The sequence below is a fragment of the Leifsonia aquatica genome (assembly GCF_014190775.1).
Classification (GTDB): Bacteria; Actinomycetota; Actinomycetes; order Actinomycetales; family Microbacteriaceae; genus Leifsonia; species Leifsonia aquatica.
The window spans coordinates 219,635-238,119 of sequence record NZ_JACHVP010000002.1 but is presented as its reverse complement, the minus strand read 5'-3'; the positions used below and the strand labels follow the sequence as shown (position 1 = coordinate 238,119).

Below are 18,485 nucleotides of genomic sequence, written 5' to 3'. Positions count from 1 at the left end.
TTCCCCGATTGGGGTCATCGGTGGCCGCTGTGGGAGGCCGAGCCGGGGCCGGACATGTCCCCCGAGGACTACGGCCTGTCACCTGGCCTCACCGTGAGAATGCGGCGGTGGTATGACGAATGGTTCGACCACTTCCATCCCGGCGGTGGGTGGGATGATCCGGACCTCGGAAGAGCATGGCTGGCCGAAGGGGGCCGCCTCGCACACGACCTCAGAGTAGAGCTCGGCGACGGATTCACCGTAGAGGAGGGCTATCGGTACGCCTCGGGCGGAACCTGAACCGCGCGCTACGCTCGACGGCATGCGCAGCTTCCTGATCCTGCACGGCTGGGACAACCACCGACCGCCCGGGCACTGGCAGCACGAGCTGGCTACCGCGCTGCGTTCGCGCGGCGAGCGGGTGGAGTACCCGCAGCTTCCGAGCGCGTCGGCGCCGTCCGTCCCGGCGTGGCGGGATGCGGTGGCGGTCTCATTGCGCGCGGCCGCGGCCGACGACGCCGAGGTCACCGTGATCTGCCACAGCCTCGCCTGCCTGCTCTGGCTCGGCGGCCGCCCGCTCGACACGGTGGTGGACCGCGTCATGCTCGTCGCTCCGCCGTCGCGGGAGGTCGTGGCCGGCATCCCCGAGATCGCCGCCTTCGCGTCGCCCGACCCGGCCCGGCCGGCGTACGCGACGACCATCGTCGCCTCGGACGACGACCCGTACTGCCCCGAGGGCGCCCAGGCCGCCTACGGTGCGCCGCTGGGCATCCCGGTCCAGATCATCCCCGGCGGCGGCCATCTGGAGCTCAGCGCGGGCTACGGCGAGTGGCCGTCGATGCTCGCGTGGTGCTTCGACCCGACCACGACGCTGCAGCCGCGCTGAGCGCAGGGACCGAGCTCAGGGACTGAGCTCAGCCCTGCACCTCGCGTACGACCGCGACGAGCGGCTCGTAGAGGGCCTCGCCCGGCACGACCCCGGTGATCTCGGTGACGATGTCCTCCGGGGCGGCCTCCTCGAGCAGGTGTCGCAGCTCCACGCTCTGGGTGTCCTCCGGCACGTCGAAGCGGAGCGCCGCGCCGACCGCTGCCAGCAGCGCCTGCGGCACGGAGCCGACGTAGGCGACGTGGTCGATGGCCGGCCCGATGAACCGGTCGTTGCGGCCGAGCTTGCGCAGCGGCTCGCGGCCGACGCGCGTCACCTCGTCCACCAGGTGCGGGTTCGTGAAGCGGTCGAGGATCTTCGCGCGGTACGCGGCCATCTCGTCCTCGTCCAGTCCGTGCTTGGCGACGAGCGCCGCCGACGTCTCGCGCAGCGCGTCCTCGGCGGCCTCGCGCACGAGCGGGATCGCGATGGCCTCACTGATGGTCTTCGCGCCCTGCAGGAAGCCGGTGTACGCCACGGTCGCGTGGCCGGTGTTCACCGTGAAGAGCTTGCGCTCGATGTACGGCGCCAGCGAGTCGACGAAGTGCGCGCCCGGGATGACGGGCTCGTGCCCGGCGAACGGGCTGCGGTCGACGACCCACTCGTAGAACGTCTCGACGGTCACGTCTACGCCCGACCCGGGGGCCTGCGCGGGCACGATCCGGTCGACCGCGGTGTCGGCGAAGACCGCCTTGGCGCCCAGCGCCTCCCGGGTCTCGTCGTCCGGCAGGCCGTCCATCAGCTCGGCGGCCAGCAGATCGGTCGCGCCGATCGCGTTCTCGCACGCCATCACGGCGAGGCGGGGTGCGTCGTCCGCGCGGGCGGCGAGGCCCTTCGCGATCACCGGCGCGACGAAGCGCAGGATGCGGGGGCCGACGGCGGTCGTGACGATGTCGGCCGTCGCGATCTCGGCGACCAGCGCCTCCTCGTCGGTCGCGCTGTTGATGGCGCGGAACCCGGTGACCGTCTTGGTCTCCGACTCCTCGCCGACGAGGTGCACGTCGTACGAGTCGGCCGCGGCCAGCGCGTCGATCAGCTCGGCGTTGACGTCGGCGAACACGACCTCGTACCCGGCTTCGTGGAGCAGGAGCCCCACGAAGCCGCGGCCGATGTTGCCCGCACCGAAATGGACGGCCTTCATGCGTTCGGTCACCTCACTCGTTCACGTCGCCGAGGAGCGCGAACAGGGCGTCCGCGTCCGGGGCGTCGATGAGCTTCTGCACGTCGTCCTCCTCCGAGAAGAGGATGGCGATCTTGGACAGGATCTCGAGGTGCTCGTTGTTCTGCCCGGCGATGCCCACGACGAACCGCACCTCCTCGCCGCCCCAGTCGAGCGGCGAGGAGTAGCGGATGAAAGAGAGCGCCGAGCGGGTGATCTCGTCCTTGGACTCGTTGGTGCCGTGCGGGATGGCGAGCCCGTTCCCCATGAAGGTGGAGACCGTGTTCTCGCGGTCCTGCATCGAGTCGACGTAGCCGGGGAGGACGGCGCCGGCGTTCACCAGCAGCGCACCCGCCTCGCGGATCGCGTCCTCCCGCGTGGTCGCGGAACCCGCGGCCACGACGTTCGCCCGGTCGAGAATCGTGTCGGTCATTTGTTGGCGTCCTCCGGTGCTGCTTGGGCCTGCTTGGCGACGAGGTCCACGACCTCGTCGTACCGCGGGCTGTTCATGAAGTTGTCGACGGACACGTGGACCGAGTCCGGGGACTGGCCCTTCGCGCGGTCGGTCAGCTCGCGCTGCGTGATGACGAGATCGGCCGTGCCGTCGAGGTTCGCGATGGCCTGGTTGGTCACCGTGACGCCCTCGACGCCCGCCTTCTTGATCTTGTTGCGCAGCACGGACGCGCCCATCGCGCTCGAGCCCATCCCAGCGTCGCACGCGAACACGATGTTGCGCACCAGTCGATCGGTGCCGTCGCCCTGGGCGTCGCCGGCGTCGTGCTCGGCCTCGTCGACCAGGCCCTCGAGGACGCTGGACGACTTGCCCTTGTTGGCCTCGGTCTGTGCGACGGCGGCCGAGAGGTCGCCCGCGTTGCCGGCGGCGAGGTCGCGCTTGCGGCTGGCCCGCAGGATGATCGACGCGACGATGAACGACACGGCCGCGGCGCCGACCACCGACAGGATGACGCCGACGAAGCTGTCCGCCGGGGTCTGCAGCAGGACCGCGATGATCGATCCCGGGGAGGCCGGGGCGCGCAGGCCCGAGCTGAAGGTGACGTTGATCGCGATGCCGGTCATGCCGCCGAGGATGGCCGCGATGATGATCATCGGCTTCATGAGCACGTACGGGAAGTAGATCTCGTGGATGCCGCCGACGAACTGGATCAGCGCGGCGCCCGGGGCGCTGGCACGGGCGATGCCGAGACCGAAGATCGAGTACGCGATCAGGATGCCGAAGCCGGGGCCGGGGTTCGCCTCCAGCAGGAACAGGATCGACTTGCCGGTCTGCTGCGCCTGCTCGATGCCGAGCGGGGTGAGCACGCCGTGGTTGATGGCGTTGTTGAGGAACAGCACCTTGCCCGGCTCGATCAGGATGCTGGCGAGCGGCAGGAGGTGCGCAGACACCAGCCAGTTGACCGCGCCGCCGAGCACGGAGCTCAGCCACTCGACGATCGGGGCGATGCCGAAGAAGGCGCCGATCGAGAGCAGCATGCCGACGATGCCCGCCGAGAAGTTGTTGACCAGCATCTCGAAGCCGGCCTTGATCTTGCCGTCCCAGATCCCGTCGACCTTCTTCATGATCCACGCGGCGAGGGGGCCGAGGATCATGGCGCCGATGAACATCGGGATGGTCGAGCCGACGATGACGCCCATGGTGGCGATCGAGCCGACCACGCCGCCGCGGACGCCGTAGACCATCCGGCCGCCGGTGTTCGCGATGAGCAGGGGCAGCAGGTAGGTGATCATCGGGCCCACGAGGCCGACGTACTGCTGGAAGGTGCGGCCGTCGCCGTCCTGCGCGAGCACCGTCGCCGCGCCCTGCCAGCCGATCTTCGCCTGGTCCCCGAAGCCGCCGAGGATGCCGTTGATGTCCCAGCCGGTGTTCTGCAACCAGCCGGTCGCGATGAACAGCGCCGTGATGAATCCCCACGCGATGAACGCGGGGATGTTCGGCATGACCATGTTCGAGAGGAAGGTCCCGAAGCGCTGCACGTGGACGCGCGCGCCTCCGGGCTTCTTCGGCGTCGTCGCTGTCGCCGATGTCATGATGGGGCCTCGTTTCTGTCGGGGATCACGGTGAGGTGGATCACTGAGGGGGTGGGGTCGCGGCCGCACGGACCGCGTCCCGGGCTTCGGCCGCGCCGTCGGCGGCCAGGGCGACCTCGGCCAGGGCTCGTGCCTGGTCGAGGGTGTAACGGGTGAGGGAGAGCCGCACGTCGGCGAGCGCCGCCGGCGACATCGAGAGCGTGGTGGCGCCGAGGCCGACCAGCACGACCGCGAGCAGGGGGTCGGCCGCGGCCTCGCCGCAGATGCCGACCGGCTTGCCGTGGGCGGCGCCCGCAGCGCCGACCTCGCCGATGAGGCGGAGGACGGCGGGGTGCCACGGGTCCTGGAAGCCGGCGACCGAGCCGAGGAGGCGGTCGGCGGCGAGCGTGTACTGGGTGAGGTCGTTCGTGCCGATGGAGGCGAACGCGGCCGTCTGCAGCACGCGGTCGGCGAGCAGGGCGGCGGAGGGGACCTCCACCATGACGCCGACGGTCTTCAGCCCGTACCCGGTCGCCAGCTCGACGAAGTAGCGCGTCTCCTCGACGGTCGACACCATCGGCGCCATGACCCACAGGTCGGCCTCGGTGGCGGCGTCCGCCTCGGCGAGGGCGGTGAGCTGCTCGCGGAGGAGGTCCTCGTTGGCCCGCAGCGCGCGCAGGCCGCGCAGGCCGAGCGCCGGGTTGTCCTCGTGGGCGTCGTTCAGGAAGGCGAGCGGCTTGTCGGCGCCCGCGTCCAGCACGCGCACGACGACCTTCTTGCCGGGGAAGGCGGAGAGGAGCGCGATGTAGTGCTCGCGCTGCTGCTCCACCGTCGGGGCCATGCGCTGGTCGAGGAAGAGGAACTCGGTGCGGAACAGCCCGACGCCTTCGGCTCCGGCGTCGAGGGCCTTCTGCGTGCCGTCGGCCGAGCCCAGGTTGGCGAGCAGCGGGATGGGCGTGCCGTCGGCGAGGGCGCCGGGCTCGAGGCCGCCGGCCAGGGCGGCCGCGCGCTCCTCGATGCGGTGCTGGGCGTCGGCGCGCTGGTCGTCGGCCGGGGCGACCGTGACCGTGCCGGAGGCCGCATCCACGATGACCTCGGTGCCGTCGGCGAGCGAATCCGCGCCGGCCACGCCGACGATGGCGACGATGGCCTTCTCCCGGGCGAGGATCGCGGTGTGGGAGGTCGGGCCTCCCTCGCGCGTGACGAGGCCGAGGACCTTGGTCAGGTCGAGCAGGGCGGTGTCGGCCGGCGCGAGGTCGTGCGCGACGAGCACGTACGGCTCGTCGGACTCCGGGACCCCGGGAGCGGGACGACCGGCGAGAGCGGCGATGACGCGCTGGGCGACGTCGTCGAGGTCGGTGGCGCGCTCGCCCATGTATCCGCCCAGGTCGATGAGCATGTCGCGGAAGACCGCGAAGCCCTCGAACACGGCGCGCTCGGCGGTCGTGCCGCCGTCGATCCGGGTGGCGACGTCGTCGGCGAGGGTGGAGTCCTCCGCCATCATCGACTGCGCCTCCAGCACGTCCGCAGCGACGCCGGTGACCTTCGCCGCGCGGGACCGCAGGTCGTCCGCGACGGCCGCGACCGCCTCGGCGACGCGCGCCTTCTCCTCGTCGGGGGTGCGGGTGCTGGGCGTCTCGGCGGGCTCGGGAAGCGGGTCGGACATGCGGAGCACCCGGCCGAGGGCGACGCCCTGGCCGATGCCGGCGCCGGTGAGCTGAGTGGTCGTCTCGGCCATGATCAGGCGTCGTGGTCGGTGGTCAGGATGTCGGCGAGGTCGTCGAGCACCGCGTCCGCGTCCGCCGCGTCGGTGGTGAGGACGATCTTGTCGCCGTGGTCGATGCCCAGCGAGATCACGCCGAGGATGCTGCCGGCGTCGACGGTCTTGCCGCCCTCCTTCGACAGCTTCACCGCGGCGCCGGAGCTCTTGACCGCCTCGACGAAGAGTTTCGCCGGTCGGGCGTGCAGTCCGTGGGTCGATCCGACGGTGATGATCCGCTCAGCCATGTGTGTTCTCCTTCGATCGTTCGATGCCCCGGGTGCCCGGGAGAGTGGCTCGTGCTCTCATAGTGCCGCCGTCCGGGCGCCGAGAGCCAGATCCAGCGCCTGGGCGCCGTCGAGGGCGGCCGGGGAGATGGGCGGGAGCACGGCGACCGACGTGCCGGAGGCGGCGGCGCGTTCGCGCAGAGCGGGCACCGAGGCTTCGAGGTGCGCCCCGACGAGGATCACGTCGACGCCGGTCAGCGCGTCGAGCTGGGAGACGCTCCCCGCCTCGACGGTCACCGGGACGCCGCGCGACGCAGCCGCGTTGCGGAGCTTGACGGCGACGAAGGTGCTCGAGGCACCCGCGCCGCAGACGACCACGATCTTCATCGACCTGTGCCTTTCGGTAACGCGGAGTTGCTGGGTGGAGCGGATGGATCTGGTGGATCGTCCTTCATGCTCGTCCGGTCGCGTCCGTCCCTCCAGCCGGCTTTCTTCCGGGGGAGCGGAAGCCGAAGAGCGTGGACGCTATATATATGCAATACCGACTACGGAACTCGGCGGTTCCCGCTTCGGTTAATCCCGTCCGCCTGCGGAGTCCGAGCATCCGGACCGCCAGGTTGGGAACATCATGCGCATCTCTCCGATCTCCCGCCCTCGTCGTGCCCGGCGCCGCGTCACCAGGCTCGCCGGCGTCGTCGGCGCTCTCGCCGCCGCCGTCGCCCTGGCACTGGCAGCGCCCTCGGCGGCCGTCGCCGATGAGACGATCACCTCCAGCGGGCCACTCGTCGACGTCAAGATCACCCCCTATCTGAACTGCGCCGTCAACTACGCAGGAGACACGCACGCGGAGTTCTACGGCGAGACCGCGTGCGCGACCTTCGTCGCCTTCGACGAGGAAGGCTCTCGTTCGCTGGCGGGTCCGGCGTCCGTTCCGGCGGGGCAGGCGGCCGTCCAGGCCGGAACCACGTACATCCCGGTGAGCCAGAGCCGGGCCGGGTCCGGGACGCGAGCGGACCCGCACTCGATCACGACGACCGTCCGCGCGCGGAACGCCGCAGGCGTCGACGTGCTCGAGCTGACCCAGGTGGACAGCTACGTGGTCGGCGACAACTTCTATGCGACCAGCACCAGTGTCCGCTCCCTTGACGGGCAGGCCCACGACATCACCCTCTACCACGGAGGGGATTGCTACCTCGGCGAGATGGATTCCGGCTATGGGGACTACTCTTCCGCCACCGGCGCCGTGACCTGCAAGGCATCGCCGGACTCCTCGTCCCGCATCGAGCAGTTCATCCCCCGGACGCCCGGATCGGACTTCTTCTATGGCAAGTATTCGAGGATGTGGGCGAACATCGCGTCCAAGGCGCCGCTCCCGAACACGCTGGAAGGCGCGGACGAGGCGCAGGACAACGCCATCGCGCTCTCCTGGAACCTCCACGTGCCGGTCGAGGGGACAGCGACCGCGTCGATGCTGACGAACTTCTCCCCGGTCGACCTGCGGGCCCTGCCCACCACGATCACGCCCGACCCGTCGTCGGTCGCCGCAGGCTCGACGGTCTCCCTCCGGGCGGAGGTCAGCAATGCGGCCAACACGGCGGACGTGTCGATGGACGCGCTCGTCGTCCGGCTGCCGCGTGGCGCCGCGTACGTCGACGGATCCCTCGTCGGAGCGTCGGGACCCGCCTCGCAGACGGGTGACACGCTGACGATCCCGCTCGTGCAGGAGATCGCCGGTCAGGCGTCGGCCGCGGTGACGTTCGACGTCGTGCTCAGCGAGCAGGGCGCGGCCGCGTTCGAGCTCAGCGGTTCGGCCCTGCTCGCGCCGGTCCTCGAGTCGTCGACCACGGTGACGGTGACGGCTCCCCTGGTGGATGCGGCGGCGGCCGACGACACGGCGTCGACCCCGTACGCGACCGCGGTGACCATCCCGGTGCTCGCCAACGACCGGGGTGACGGGATCGTCGTCTCGGCGGTCGGCGCGAGCCCCGACGGAACCGCGACGGCGAACGCGGACGGCACCGTGACGTTCGTGCCGAATGCCGGCTTCGCGGGCGAGGCGTCCTTCGTCTACACGATCACGGACGAGCGGGGAAACCACTCGGAGGCGACGGTCGTCGTGACGGTCGCGGAGCCCGCGGCTCCGGTCTCGGCGGACGACACGGCGTCGACGCCGTACGCGACGGCCGTGACGATCCCCGTGCTGGCCAACGACTCGGGTGCCGATCTGTCGGTGTCCGCGGTGGACGAGAGTGCGGACGGAGTGGTGACGCTGAACGCGGACGGCACCGTGACGTTCGTGCCGAATGCGGGCTTCGCGGGCGAAGCGTCGTTCGGGTACACGGTCGAGGACGCGGTGGGGCAGCGCGCCACGGCGACGGTCACCGTGACCGTGGAAGCGCCGGCAGCGCCGGTCGCCGCGGATGACGATGCCCGCACCGGCGCGGGCACGAGCGTCGTCATCCCCGTCCTCGACAACGATTCGGGCGAGGCGATCGTCGTCGCCGAGGCCGAGACGCCGGAGGACGGCACGGTGACCCTGAACGACGACGGTACGGTCACCTTCGCCCCGAACGACGGCTTCGCCGGGACGGCGACGTTCGGCTACACGATCGAGGACGCGGTGGGACAGCGGGACACGGCGACGATCAGGGTGGTCGTCGACCCCGCGCCCGCGACGCCTCCCGCGACGGCCCCCGCAGCGACGGAGCCGGGCGGACTCGCGGTGACGGGATCCACGCTCCCGATCGGGCTGGGCGCGGCGGCGGCGGTGTGCCTCGTCGCGGGCCTGACGCTCCTGATCGTCCGGCGCCGTCGCACCGACCGGGCGTAGCGCGACGCCCGGTGGAGGGGCCGCATCCGCGAGGGTGCGGCCCTTTCGCGCGCCCGGTGACCCGGCGATCCCGCGGCAGCCTTCCGGGGGGAGCGGAAGATCTTCTCCGTGCGCGAGCCCCCACCGATGCCCTCGTGGTTGACTCGGTGCAGAAAGGTGGTGCGGGTGGCGCTCTCGGCACAGCAGACGAGGATGCTGGACATCCTGGCGCGCCGTGCTGCCTGGGTGACCGCGGCCGAGCTCGCGCACGATCTGGGCGTCACGACCCGCAGCATCCGCACCTACGCCGCCGCACTGGGAGACCTGGTCGAGTCGGGCGCCAGCGGATACCGGGTGCGGACCGAGGCGTACGCCGCCCACCTCGACGATGCGGAGGCCGCCGAACCGAGCGTCGGCTCGCCCCAGGAGCGCCTGGTCTTCCTCGCCCGTCGTCTGCTCGACGAGCCGGAGGGCGTCGACGTGTACGAGGCGGCCGAGAGCCTGTTCGTCAGCGAATCCACCATCGAGTCCGACCTGACCCGGCTGCGCGGCATCCTCGCCGACACCGAGCTCGCGCTGCAGCGGCAGGGGCCGGTCGTGCAGCTCACCGGCCCGGAGATCGCGCGCCGCAAGCTCATCAGCCGGCTGTTCCGCGATGAGATGCGGCAGGGTGTCGTCGACGTGGCGCGCATCCAGGAGGCGTTCGCGTCGCGCGGGCTGGCCGAGTTCAAGTCCGACCTGGTCGGGATGCTCGACGCCCGCGGCTTCTTCGTCAACGAGTACGGGATCAACGACGTGCTGCTCCACATGGCCGTCGCGCTCGACCGCGTCGCCAAAGACCGCGTGCTGCCCGCCGTGGGCGATCCGGAGGTCAGCGGGGGCATCCGAGCGCTCGCCGACGACCTCGGCGGATTGATCGACACGCACTTCGACGTGGTGCTCGACCCGACCGAGCTGCGCTACCTCGCCATCCTGCTGCGCACGCGCGTCATCGCGCCGGGAGCCGGCCGCGACCCGGTCGAGGAGTTCGTGAGCGAGCACGATCTGGAGGTCGTGCGCGGCATCGTGGCACGCGCCTCCACCGAGTACCTGGTCGACCTGCGCGACGAGAACTTCATCGTGCGGCTCACTCTGCACGTGCAGAACCTCGTCGCGCGCGCCCACGAGAAGACGTACTCGCGCAACCCGCTGACCCGCTCGATCAAGAGCTCCTACCCGATGATCTACGAGCTGGCGGTCTACATCGCGAGCCGCCTGCAGACGGCCGAGGGCATCGAGGTCAACGAGGACGAGATCGCGTACATCGCGATGCACGTCGGCGCCTACCTGGAGCAGCAGTCACGGCGCCGGGATGCGGTGACCTGCGCCGTCGTCTGCCCGAACTACTACGACATGCACATCCTGCTGCGGGAGCGGCTCGAGAGCGCCCTCGGCGACGAGCTCGACGTCACGAGCGTGATCACCTCGACCGACGTGGACTGGGCCGCCCTCGACGCCGACCTGGTGCTCACGACGATCGACCCCCGCGGCCGCCGCGAGAACGCGGTCATCGTGCAGCCGTTCGTGACCGAGACGGATGTGGAGCACATCCGCCAGGCCGTCGCGCGCATCCGCCGGCAGCGCCGCCGCGCGCGCATCAAGAACGACCTGCTCGAGTACTTCGACGAGCGCCTCTTCCTGCGCAACTTCTACGCCCGCGACGCGATCACGATGATCCGCGCGCTCGGCGACCGGATGATCGCGGTCGGAGCCATCGACCAGGACTACGTCGACCAGACGATCGAGCGGGAGCAGATGTCGTCCACGGCGTTCACGGACTCCCTCGCGGTGCCGCACGCCATGACGATGAGCGCCAAGCGCACGGCGATCGCGATCGTGGTCAACGACACGGCGATGGACTGGGGTGACGCGCGCGTCAACGTCATCGCGTTCATCGCCTTCGACGCCGGGGGCCGCGCGTCGTTCCAGACCGTGTTCGACCAGTTCGTGGAGGTCTTCGGCGATCGGGAGGCCGTGCTCGGCCTCATCCGCCGCGCCGACACCTTCACCGCCTTCATCGACGAGCTCGTCCGCATCATCGACTCGTAGGGTCCTGTTCGGCCCTCGAGTACGCGGATTCTCTGCGTACTCGGCGGTTTTCGCCCCACTTTTTGCGTACTCGCGGGCCGGGCGGGGGAGAAACGACGAACCGCCGGCGCACGAGGCAGCCGGCGGTCCGGGAGGCGAAGCGGCGCGGAGCCTAGTTCGCCGTGACGGTGTAGGTCACCGAGACGCCGGGGGTGCCCACGGCGACGGTGTACTTGTCGTTGGTGTAGACGGCCTTGGTGTCCGTCGAACCGGCCTGCTTCGTGTAGCCGGCCTTCTCGAGGGCGGCGGTCGCGTCGGCGAAGCCGGTCTTGGTGGTGGGCTGGACGGTGACCGACCAGCCGTTGTCCTTGTCGCCGCGGGCGACGACGACCTGGCCGTCGACGAGCGGGACGTCGCTCTTCGGGAAGTCCGAGGGCAGCGTGGCCGAGGCCTGCGACTGCGACGAGCTGGGGGTGGACGACGAGTCCGATCCGGTGCTGGAGCAGCCGGCGAGGGTGGCGATGGAGAGAGCCGCGACGAGGGCGGCGGGAGCGAACAGAGAGGTACGGGTGCGCATGATCTTCCTAGTGCTGTATGTCTGGTGGTGCGGTGTTGCAACAACACTCCAGCGTACTCGCGCCCCCGCTGGGGCCCCGCCTCCGTTCAGCCGAGCAGTAGGCTCCGCAGCTGATCCGCCGAATGCACGACGGCGATCGCGCCGGCGGCCTCGGCGGGGGAGCCGTAGCCCCACTCGACGAGGATGGTCGGCAGCCCGTGCGCTCCCGCACCCTCGACGTCGTACTGGCGGTCGCCCACCATGACGGTGTGGTCGAGGTCGACGCCCTCCGCGGTGAGGCGGCGCAGGGCCTCCTCGACCACGTCCGCCTTGGCGCTGCGGGACTCGTCCTCGCTGGCGCCGGTGATGACGGTGAAGTACTGGGCCAGGCCGAAGTGCTCCAGGATGCGGATCGCCTGCGACTCGGGCTTGCTGGTCGCGATGGCGAGTGGGATGCCGGAGGCGTGGAGGCGCTCGAGCAGGCCGCGGATGCCGGGGAACACCGCGCTGTCGAAGGCGCCGTGCTCGGCGTAGTGGGTGCGGTAGACCGCGAGCGCGGCACGCGCCTCGGCCTCGTCCATGCCGGCGAACTTCTCGAGGGAGTCCAGCAGCGGCGGGCCGACGTACTCGACGAGCTCGGCGGGGGTGGGGACGGGGCGGCCGAGGTCCTCGAACATGCTGACGAGGGAGCCGGTGATGCCGGGGGCGGAGTCGGTGAGGGTGCCGTCGAGGTCGAACAGCACGCACGTCCACGTCCGGGTGACGGTGGGGGTGGGGGTGGTGGTCATAGCCCACCCATCGTATGTGGCGTTTGTGAACGTTCGCTCAGCGGTCGCCGAGTGCCGTCTCGATGTGCGATCGGGCCACGACCATCGTCTGCTCCGAGCCCGGGTCGAACTGCACGGCGACGAACTCCGCGGTGCGGACGAATCCGAGCGCTTCGACGGCCGGGACGATGACGGCCTGCACCTTCGTGCCCGCGCCCTCCGCGGTCTGCCCGACCGCCGAGCGCAGTGCCTTCATCGAGGTGAAGAGGGGGAGCACCGGTTCGCCAGTCGTCGAGCTGATCGTGCGCAGGCGGGTGTCCTCCGGGGTGGACCCGGTGACGTCGACGACCAGGCCGCCCTTGACCGCGGCGGCGAGCAGCGCCTCCAGGTTCGGGAGGGTCGGCTCGGCGGCGATGTCCGCGAGCGCCTTGCGCACGGGGACGTTCTCGTAGGTCTGCGGGAAGCGGGGGGAGGGTGCCATCAGAAGAGCCTGCTGTCGCTGTCGTCGAGGCCGCGCATCGCGTCGTAGTCGAGCACCAGGCAGCGGATGCCGCGGTCCTCGGCGAGCGTGCGCGCCTGGGGCTTGATCTCCTGCGCGGCGAAGACGCCGGAGACGGGCGCGAGGAGGGGGTCGCGGTTCATCAGCTCGAGGTAGCGGGTCAGCTGCTCGACGCCGTCGATGTCGCCGCGGCGCTTGAGCTCCACGGCGACGGACGCTCCCGCGGCGTCGCGGGCGAGGATGTCGACCGGCCCGATCGCCGTCATGTACTCACGGCGCACGAGCACGTGCCCGTCGCCGAGCAGGTGGATCTGCTCCGCGAGCAGCTTCTGCAGGTGCGCCTCCACGCCGTCCTTCTGCAGGCCGGGGTCGATGCCGAGCTCGTGCGCCGAATCGTGCAGCACCTCGTGGATGGAGACGATCAGCATGTCGGCGGTCTTCGCCTGGGTGACGCGCCAGACCTCGGTGACGCCGGCCTCCCGCTGCAGCTCGTCGGGCTCCATGACCGCGAGCGTGCAGGGCGGGCTCATCCAGTTGAGCGGCTTGTACGAGCCGCCGTCGGAGTGGACGAGCAGGCTGCCGTCGGACTTGAGCATGAGCAGCCGCTTCGCCAGCGGCAGGTGCGCGCTCAGGCGTCCGGCGTAGTCCACGGAGCAGTTGGCAATGACGAGACGCACCGGAACATCCTACGGGGGCGCCCTGGCAGGATGGGGGCATGCCTCACGATCTCGTCATCGGCACGTACACCGAGCAGCTCCCGCACATCGACGGTCACGCGGAGGGCGTGCTCGCCGCCCGGTTCGACGGGTCGGAGGTGTCGGGCGTCTCCGTCGCCGCGCGCGTGCGCAACCCCTCGTGGGTGGCCGTGACGCCCGACGGCACCCGGGTCTACGCGGTCGCCGAGACCGGACCGGACGGCGGCCTCCTCGCTTTCTCCCGCTCGGGCGACGGCGCGCTCACTCTCCTCGGTGAGGTGTCGAGTGGAGGCGCGGATCCCGCGCACCTGACCGTGCACCCCTCGGGCCGGCGGCTGATCGCCGGCACCTACAGCGGCGGCACCGTCTCCGTCTTCACCCTCAACGGGGACGGATCGATCGGCGCGCGCACCGCGTTCGTGCAGCACGAGGGCCGCGGTCCGGACGATGCGCGGCAGGAGGCGCCGCACGTCCACCAGCTCAGCGTCGACCCCGTGACCGGCGACGTCGTGGTCGTCGACCTCGGCCTCGGCGAGGTGCGCTGGTACGCGCTGGACGATGACGGCGGTCTCACCCTCCGGCCCGAGGCGACGCTCTCCTCGGGCGCGGCCGGTCCGCGGCACCTCGCCTTCCACCCGGACGGCCGTCACGCCGTCGTGGTCAACGAGCTGGACAGCACGCTGGACGTGCTGCGCCGCGACGGCGACCGCTTCGTGCGCGTCTCCACCGTCTCCACCCGCGAGCCGGGCGCGACCGGGGACAACTCGCCGGCCGCCGTGCGCGTCAGCGACGACGGCAGCACCGTCTTCGTGACCAATCGCGGCGACGACACGATCGCCGTCTTCTCGTTCGACGCCGACGTCTCGCGCGCGGCGCTCGTCGCGACCGAGCCGGCGCGCGGGCGCTCCCCGCGCGACCTCGTGATCGCGCCCGAGGGCGACCGGGTGCTCACCGCCTGCCAGGACAGCGACGAGGTCACCGTCTTCGCGTTCGACGCGCGCACCCGCTCCCTGCGCTTCCTCGGCGCCTCGTCGGTCCCGACCCCGGTCTGCCTGGCCTTCGTCTGACCCGCGGCGACCGGGCCCCGCGCCCGGCAGCAGCACCCCATCCACGGCGAACGGAGGAGATCCCGGCCTCAACGGCCCGGATCCCCTCCGTTCCCTGCGTTTCGGGCGTCCCGACCTCGGAATCTCCTCCGTTGCCGACGCGGCTCAGGCCGCGACGCGCTCCCTCTGCGGCCGGACCGCCGGTGCCGCGAGGAACGACGCGAGCAGAAGCACCAGGATGAGGTAGAGCGCGTTCAGGAGGCCGAAGTCCTTGCCGAGGAAGCCGATGAGCGGCGGCCCGACGAGGAAGGCGCAGTAGCCGATGATCGCGACGGCGGAGACGCGCGCGGCCGGGTTCTTCGCGCCGTCCGCCGCCGCCGACATCCCGAGCGGGAAGCCGAGCGAGACGCCGAAGCCCCAGAGCACCGTGCCGATCACGACGACCCACATCGGGCCGCCCAGGATGAACAGCAGGAGGCCGACCACGCCCATCCCCGCCGTGATGCGGATGGCGTTCACGCGGCCGATGCGGTCGACGATGGGTCCGCCGGCGACGCGTCCGACGGTCATGGCGGCCACGAAGCAGCCGAACACGACGGCGCCGGTGGAGTTCGCCTGGCCGTGGCCGTCGACCACCGCGAGGGAGATCCAGTCGTTGGCCGAGCCCTCGCCGAAGGCCATGCCGAGCATGACGACGCCGATGAGGATGAGGCGCCAGTCGGCCCAGACGGCGAGAGCGGTGCGCATGCGCTCGCCGAAAGGGACGCGCGTGGTCGCGGCCTCGTCGCCGAGCTCGGCTTCGCGCGGGATGAAGCGGATGGCGACGGCGATGCCCGCGACCAGAACGACAGCGATGCCGATCAGGTGCCAGGCGACGCCGATGTGGAGGGCGGCGGCCGCGGCGCCGACGCCCGCGCCGATCACGGTGCCGAGGCTGAAGCAGGCGTGCATCAGCGGCATGAGGGTCTTGCCGATCTCGCGCTCGACCGCGGTGCCCTCGACGTTCATCATGACGTCGAGCATCCCGTTGCCGAAGCCGAGCAGGATGAGGCCGATCGCCACCATCGGCACGGCGTGGAAGACCGTCGAGCCGAGTCCGAGCACGACGGTGCCGGCGGCGGCGATCGTCAGCGACCCGAACATCCCCTTGTGCGGCCCGAAGCGGACCAGGACGGGGGAGGAGAGGGCGAGGCCGAGCACGGCGCCGGCCGACATGCCCAGGATGAGCAGGCCGACTGCGGACGGGTCCTTGCCGAGCCCGAGATCGTCGCGGACGCCCGGGATGCGGGCCACCCACGTGGCCATCGCGAGACCGCTCAGCACGAAGACGGCGAAGACGGCGTTGCGCCAGGCGACGAGTTCGCGGCGGCTGCGCGCCGGCACGGAGGTGGATGAGGTCGGGGTCGGCTGTGACATCGGCTGTCCTGGTGGTTCGAGCGGGCGACGGGTGGGGTTTTTTGGCTATCGAATCGTTTCGATCGAAACGATTCGACTAAGCTACCACACGTGAACGACAGCAGCACAGCCCCTGTGACCGCCCGGCCGACGCTGGCCGCGGTCGCCCGCCTCGCCGGCGTCTCCAACTCGACCGCCTCGCTCGCCTTCTCGGGCACGGGACCGGTCTCCGATGCCACGCGCGACCGCGTGCTCGCCGCGGCGAAGCAGCTCAACTACGCCGGACCCGACCCGCGGGCGCGCTCGCTGCGCCGCGGCCGCTCGGGAATCGTCGGCGTGGTGATGGAGGAGCGGGTCGGGGATGCGTTCCGCGACCCGATCAAGATCGCGCTGCTCGACGGCATCACCGAGGAGATCGGCGCGATCGACGCCGGGCTGCTCATCCTCACCGACGCGGGCGACGCCGCCCAGCGCATCGAGGACGCCCCGATGGACGCGGTCGTGCTGGTCGGCTGCAGCCCGCGCCTCGACGAGTCGGTCGCCATGCTCCGCCAGCGCGGCATCCCGCTGATCGCGATCGAGGGCGACCCGGCTGTCGGCGTGCCCGTCATCGGCCAGGACAACCGGGAGGCGTCGCGCATCGCCGCGCAGCACCTCCACGATCTCGGCCACCGCGACGTCGCCGTGGTGGCGCTGCCGCTCACGCGCGACCGCAACCGCGGCCGGTTCACCACCGAGTCGGCCCGCAGCGCCAGCTCGACCACCGCCGTCGACCGCCTCGCCGGGGTGCAGGATGTCTTCACGGGAGTCGGGGGATGGGTCACCCGCGGTTCCTTCGTCGAGGAGGGCCGCCTGGCCGGCACCGCCCTGCTCGAGCGGGCGCAGGATCGCCCCACCGCGATCGTCGCGCAGAGCGACCTGCTCGCCGCCGGCGTCATCCGCGCCGCCGAGGAGCTCGGGCTCGAGGTGCCGTGGGACGTCAGCGTCGTCGGCTTCGACGGCGTGCGCGTCGACGGCCTCTGGCCCTACGACCTCACCACCCTCGTCCAGCCCGCCGTCGACAAGGGCCGCGCGGCCGGCCGCGCCGTCGTCGACATGCTGGAGGGCCGCGAGATCACTCCCGAGTCGTTCACCTCCGAGTTCCACCAGGGCAACACGACCGCCGCCCCCGCGCGCCGCTAGCGCTGCCTCCCTCCCTCCCGCGACCCCGCCTCCCTCCCGCCGCCCACTCCCGCGCACATTCGTGACGAATGTCGCGAAAGCGCCGCGCTATCCCCACATTCGTGCAGAATGCGCGGCCCGCACAACGCACCTGACGGCCCGCGCCCCCGGGTGCGTAGGGTGAGGGGTATGGATCTTGAGGCCCTCTACCGCGATCTCCACGCCCACCCCGAGCTCTCGTTCGCCGAGCACCGCACCGCCGGCATCGTCGCCGACCAGCTGACCGCACTGGGGGTGGAGGTGCACACGGGCATCGCCGGCACCGGCGTCGCCGGCGTGCTCCGCAACGGGGAGGGCCCGACGGTGCTCCTCCGCGCCGACATGGACGCCCTGCCCGTCCGCGAGCTGACCGGCCTGCCCTGGGCCTCGACCGTCACCACCGAGGACGAGGCGGGCAACCCGGTCCCCGTCATGCACGCGTGCGGCCACGACATCCACATCACCTGCCTGCTGGGCGCGGTGGAGGAGCTCGTCGGCTCGCGCGACGCCTGGTCGGGCACCGTGGTCGCCGTCTTCCAGCCCGCCGAGGAGCACGGCGGCGGCGCGCAGGTCATGGTCGACAGCGGGCTCTACGACACCGTCCCCACCCCGGACGTCGTGCTCGGCCAGCACGTCACCCCGCTGCCCGCCGGCATGCTCGGCGCGCACTCCGGCGCCGCGATGGCCGCCGTCGACACGATGGAGGTCACCCTCCACGGCCGCGGCGGCCACGGCTCGCGCCCCGAGACGACCATCGACCCGGTCGTGATGGCGGCCTCCGCGGTCATGCGCCTGCAGACCGTCGTCTCGCGCGAGATCGCGCCGCAGGACACCGCGGTCGTCACCGTCGGCACCCTGCACGCCGGCACCAAGAACAACATCATCGCGGCGGAGGCGACGCTCGGGATCAGTGTGCGCAGCTTCAACGAGGACGTGCGCGAGCGCGTGCTCGGTGGTGTCGACCGCATCCTGCGCGCCGAGTCCGAGGCCTCGGGCGCGCCGCAGGCTCCGGATGTGGTGTGGGGCGAGCGCTACCCCGTCACCGTGAACGAGCCGGAGGCGACCGCGCGCGTGACGGCGGCCTTCGCGGCCGAGTTCGGCGCCGACCGCATCTTCGACCCGGGCGCGCTCTCGGGCAGCGAGGACGTCGGCAACCTCGCGACCGCAGCCGGTGCTCCGCTGGTCTACTGGATGCTGGGAGGCGGCGACCCGGAGGTCGTGCAGGCCGCGATCGCCGCGGGGACGGCCGACACCGACATCCCGTCGAACCACTCCCCGTACTTCGCGCCGCTCGCGCAGCCGACCATCCCGACCGGCGTGCGCGCCCTCGTCGTGGCCGCACGGGAGTGGCTGGGCTGAACCCGGCCCGCCCGGTAC

At 71.4% G+C, this 18,485-nt stretch carries 17 protein-coding genes; 6 read left to right on the top strand and 11 right to left on the bottom strand.

Annotation, left to right across the window (positions count from 1 at the left end):
• Positions 1–301: 301 nt before the first annotated feature.
• Entirely contained in the window at positions 302–865 is a 564-nt protein-coding gene (locus FHX33_RS10940) for an RBBP9/YdeN family alpha/beta hydrolase (RefSeq protein WP_021763894.1), read from the top strand.
• 28 nt (positions 866–893) lie between these two features.
• On the opposite strand, the gene FHX33_RS10935 is transcribed toward FHX33_RS10940, so the two are convergent.
• Genes FHX33_RS10935 through FHX33_RS10910 form a run of 6 tightly spaced genes read right to left on the bottom strand, consistent with a single transcriptional unit; the run spans position 894 to position 6,461 of the window.
• On the bottom strand, positions 894–2,045 hold the full coding sequence (locus FHX33_RS10935; RefSeq protein WP_021763895.1) for a mannitol-1-phosphate 5-dehydrogenase: 1,152 nt from the start codon (positions 2,043–2,045) through the stop codon (positions 894–896).
• Positions 2,046–2,058: 13 nt separating this feature from the next.
• Positions 2,059–2,496, bottom strand: coding sequence for a PTS mannitol transporter subunit IIA (locus FHX33_RS10930; protein WP_021763896.1), 438 nt, complete (start codon positions 2,494–2,496; stop codon positions 2,059–2,061).
• The gene (locus FHX33_RS10925) at positions 2,493–4,109 is read right to left on the bottom strand and encodes a PTS mannitol transporter subunit IIBC (protein WP_021763897.1); all 1,617 of its coding nucleotides are present in this window, start codon (positions 4,107–4,109) and stop codon (positions 2,493–2,495) included. The genes FHX33_RS10930 and FHX33_RS10925 overlap by 4 nt, the downstream gene beginning before the upstream one ends.
• Before the next feature lie 40 nt (positions 4,110–4,149).
• Complete coding sequence (gene ptsP / locus FHX33_RS10920) at positions 4,150–5,826, bottom strand: phosphoenolpyruvate--protein phosphotransferase (RefSeq protein ID WP_183428500.1); 1,677 nt, start codon at positions 5,824–5,826, stop codon at positions 4,150–4,152.
• 2 nt (positions 5,827–5,828) lie between these two features.
• Positions 5,829–6,095 carry an HPr family phosphocarrier protein gene (locus FHX33_RS10915; protein ID WP_021764792.1) on the bottom strand — a complete coding sequence of 89 codons (267 nt, stop codon included), beginning with the start codon at positions 6,093–6,095 and terminating at the stop codon, positions 5,829–5,831.
• A 57-nt stretch (positions 6,096–6,152) separates the two neighbouring features.
• A complete protein-coding gene (locus tag FHX33_RS10910; protein ID WP_021764791.1) occupies positions 6,153–6,461 on the bottom strand; it encodes a PTS sugar transporter subunit IIB in 309 nt (102 codons plus the stop codon).
• Between the two features lie 241 nt (positions 6,462–6,702).
• Between FHX33_RS10910 and FHX33_RS10905 the strand changes: the two genes are divergently transcribed.
• On the top strand, positions 6,703–8,904 hold the full coding sequence (locus FHX33_RS10905; RefSeq protein ID WP_021764789.1) for an Ig-like domain-containing protein: 2,202 nt from the start codon (positions 6,703–6,705) through the stop codon (positions 8,902–8,904).
• Positions 8,905–9,069: 165 nt separating this feature from the next.
• The gene (locus FHX33_RS10900) at positions 9,070–10,971 is read left to right on the top strand and encodes a BglG family transcription antiterminator (protein WP_039922741.1); all 1,902 of its coding nucleotides are present in this window, start codon (positions 9,070–9,072) and stop codon (positions 10,969–10,971) included.
• A 151-nt stretch (positions 10,972–11,122) separates the two neighbouring features.
• On the opposite strand, the gene FHX33_RS10895 is transcribed toward FHX33_RS10900, so the two are convergent.
• From FHX33_RS10895 to nucS, 4 genes are all read right to left on the bottom strand, one after another.
• Positions 11,123–11,527 (bottom strand): hypothetical protein, encoded by a 405-nt coding sequence (locus FHX33_RS10895; protein WP_021763706.1) that lies wholly within the window; start codon positions 11,525–11,527, stop codon positions 11,123–11,125.
• 86 nt (positions 11,528–11,613) lie between these two features.
• On the bottom strand, positions 11,614–12,294 hold the full coding sequence (locus FHX33_RS10890) for an HAD hydrolase-like protein (protein ID WP_021763705.1): 681 nt from the start codon (positions 12,292–12,294) through the stop codon (positions 11,614–11,616).
• A gap of 37 nt (positions 12,295–12,331) precedes the next feature.
• Positions 12,332–12,754 (bottom strand): SseB family protein, encoded by a 423-nt coding sequence (locus FHX33_RS10885; protein WP_021763704.1) that lies wholly within the window; start codon positions 12,752–12,754, stop codon positions 12,332–12,334.
• Positions 12,754–13,449, bottom strand: a complete 696-nt coding sequence (nucS, locus tag FHX33_RS10880) for an endonuclease NucS (protein WP_021763703.1) — start codon at positions 13,447–13,449, stop codon at positions 12,754–12,756. Before nucS ends, FHX33_RS10885 begins: the two co-directional genes overlap by 1 nt.
• Before the next feature lie 38 nt (positions 13,450–13,487).
• On the opposite strand from nucS, the gene FHX33_RS10875 reads away from it, so the two are divergent.
• Positions 13,488–14,534, top strand: coding sequence for a lactonase family protein (locus tag FHX33_RS10875; protein WP_183428499.1), 1,047 nt, complete (start codon positions 13,488–13,490; stop codon positions 14,532–14,534).
• Between the two features lie 144 nt (positions 14,535–14,678).
• Here the strand turns inward: FHX33_RS10875 and FHX33_RS10870 are convergent, their stop codons facing one another.
• On the bottom strand, positions 14,679–15,929 hold the full coding sequence (locus tag FHX33_RS10870) for an MFS transporter (protein ID WP_021764997.1): 1,251 nt from the start codon (positions 15,927–15,929) through the stop codon (positions 14,679–14,681).
• Between the two features lie 90 nt (positions 15,930–16,019).
• Here FHX33_RS10870 and FHX33_RS10865 point away from each other — a divergent pair, with 90 nt between their 5' ends.
• Positions 16,020–17,090, top strand: a complete 1,071-nt coding sequence (locus tag FHX33_RS10865) for a LacI family DNA-binding transcriptional regulator (RefSeq protein WP_039923694.1) — start codon at positions 16,020–16,022, stop codon at positions 17,088–17,090.
• A gap of 168 nt (positions 17,091–17,258) precedes the next feature.
• Positions 17,259–18,467, top strand: coding sequence for an amidohydrolase (locus FHX33_RS10860; RefSeq protein ID WP_021764999.1), 1,209 nt, complete (start codon positions 17,259–17,261; stop codon positions 18,465–18,467).
• The last annotated feature ends 18 nt before the right edge of the window (positions 18,468–18,485 follow it).

Bases quoted from the DNA above. Each gene is read 5' to 3' on its own strand.
- FHX33_RS10940 (WP_021763894.1), top strand. From the start codon at position 302: ATGCGCAGCTTCCTGATCCTGCACGGCTGGGACAACCACCGACCGCCC.
- FHX33_RS10935 (WP_021763895.1), bottom strand. From the start codon at position 2,045: ATGAAGGCCGTCCATTTCGGTGCGGGCAACATCGGCCGCGGCTTCGTG.
- FHX33_RS10930 (WP_021763896.1), bottom strand. From the start codon at position 2,496: ATGACCGACACGATTCTCGACCGGGCGAACGTCGTGGCCGCGGGTTCC.
- FHX33_RS10925 (WP_021763897.1), bottom strand. From the start codon at position 4,109: ATGACATCGGCGACAGCGACGACGCCGAAGAAGCCCGGAGGCGCGCGC.
- ptsP (WP_183428500.1), bottom strand. From the start codon at position 5,826: ATGGCCGAGACGACCACTCAGCTCACCGGCGCCGGCATCGGCCAGGGC.
- FHX33_RS10915 (WP_021764792.1), bottom strand. From the start codon at position 6,095: ATGGCTGAGCGGATCATCACCGTCGGATCGACCCACGGACTGCACGCC.
- FHX33_RS10910 (WP_021764791.1), bottom strand. From the start codon at position 6,461: ATGAAGATCGTGGTCGTCTGCGGCGCGGGTGCCTCGAGCACCTTCGTC.
- FHX33_RS10905 (WP_021764789.1), top strand. From the start codon at position 6,703: ATGCGCATCTCTCCGATCTCCCGCCCTCGTCGTGCCCGGCGCCGCGTC.
- FHX33_RS10895 (WP_021763706.1), bottom strand. From the start codon at position 11,527: ATGCGCACCCGTACCTCTCTGTTCGCTCCCGCCGCCCTCGTCGCGGCT.
- FHX33_RS10890 (WP_021763705.1), bottom strand. From the start codon at position 12,294: ATGACCACCACCCCCACCCCCACCGTCACCCGGACGTGGACGTGCGTG.
- FHX33_RS10885 (WP_021763704.1), bottom strand. From the start codon at position 12,754: ATGGCACCCTCCCCCCGCTTCCCGCAGACCTACGAGAACGTCCCCGTG.
- FHX33_RS10875 (WP_183428499.1), top strand. From the start codon at position 13,488: ATGCCTCACGATCTCGTCATCGGCACGTACACCGAGCAGCTCCCGCAC.
- FHX33_RS10870 (WP_021764997.1), bottom strand. From the start codon at position 15,929: ATGTCACAGCCGACCCCGACCTCATCCACCTCCGTGCCGGCGCGCAGC.
- FHX33_RS10860 (WP_021764999.1), top strand. From the start codon at position 17,259: ATGGATCTTGAGGCCCTCTACCGCGATCTCCACGCCCACCCCGAGCTC.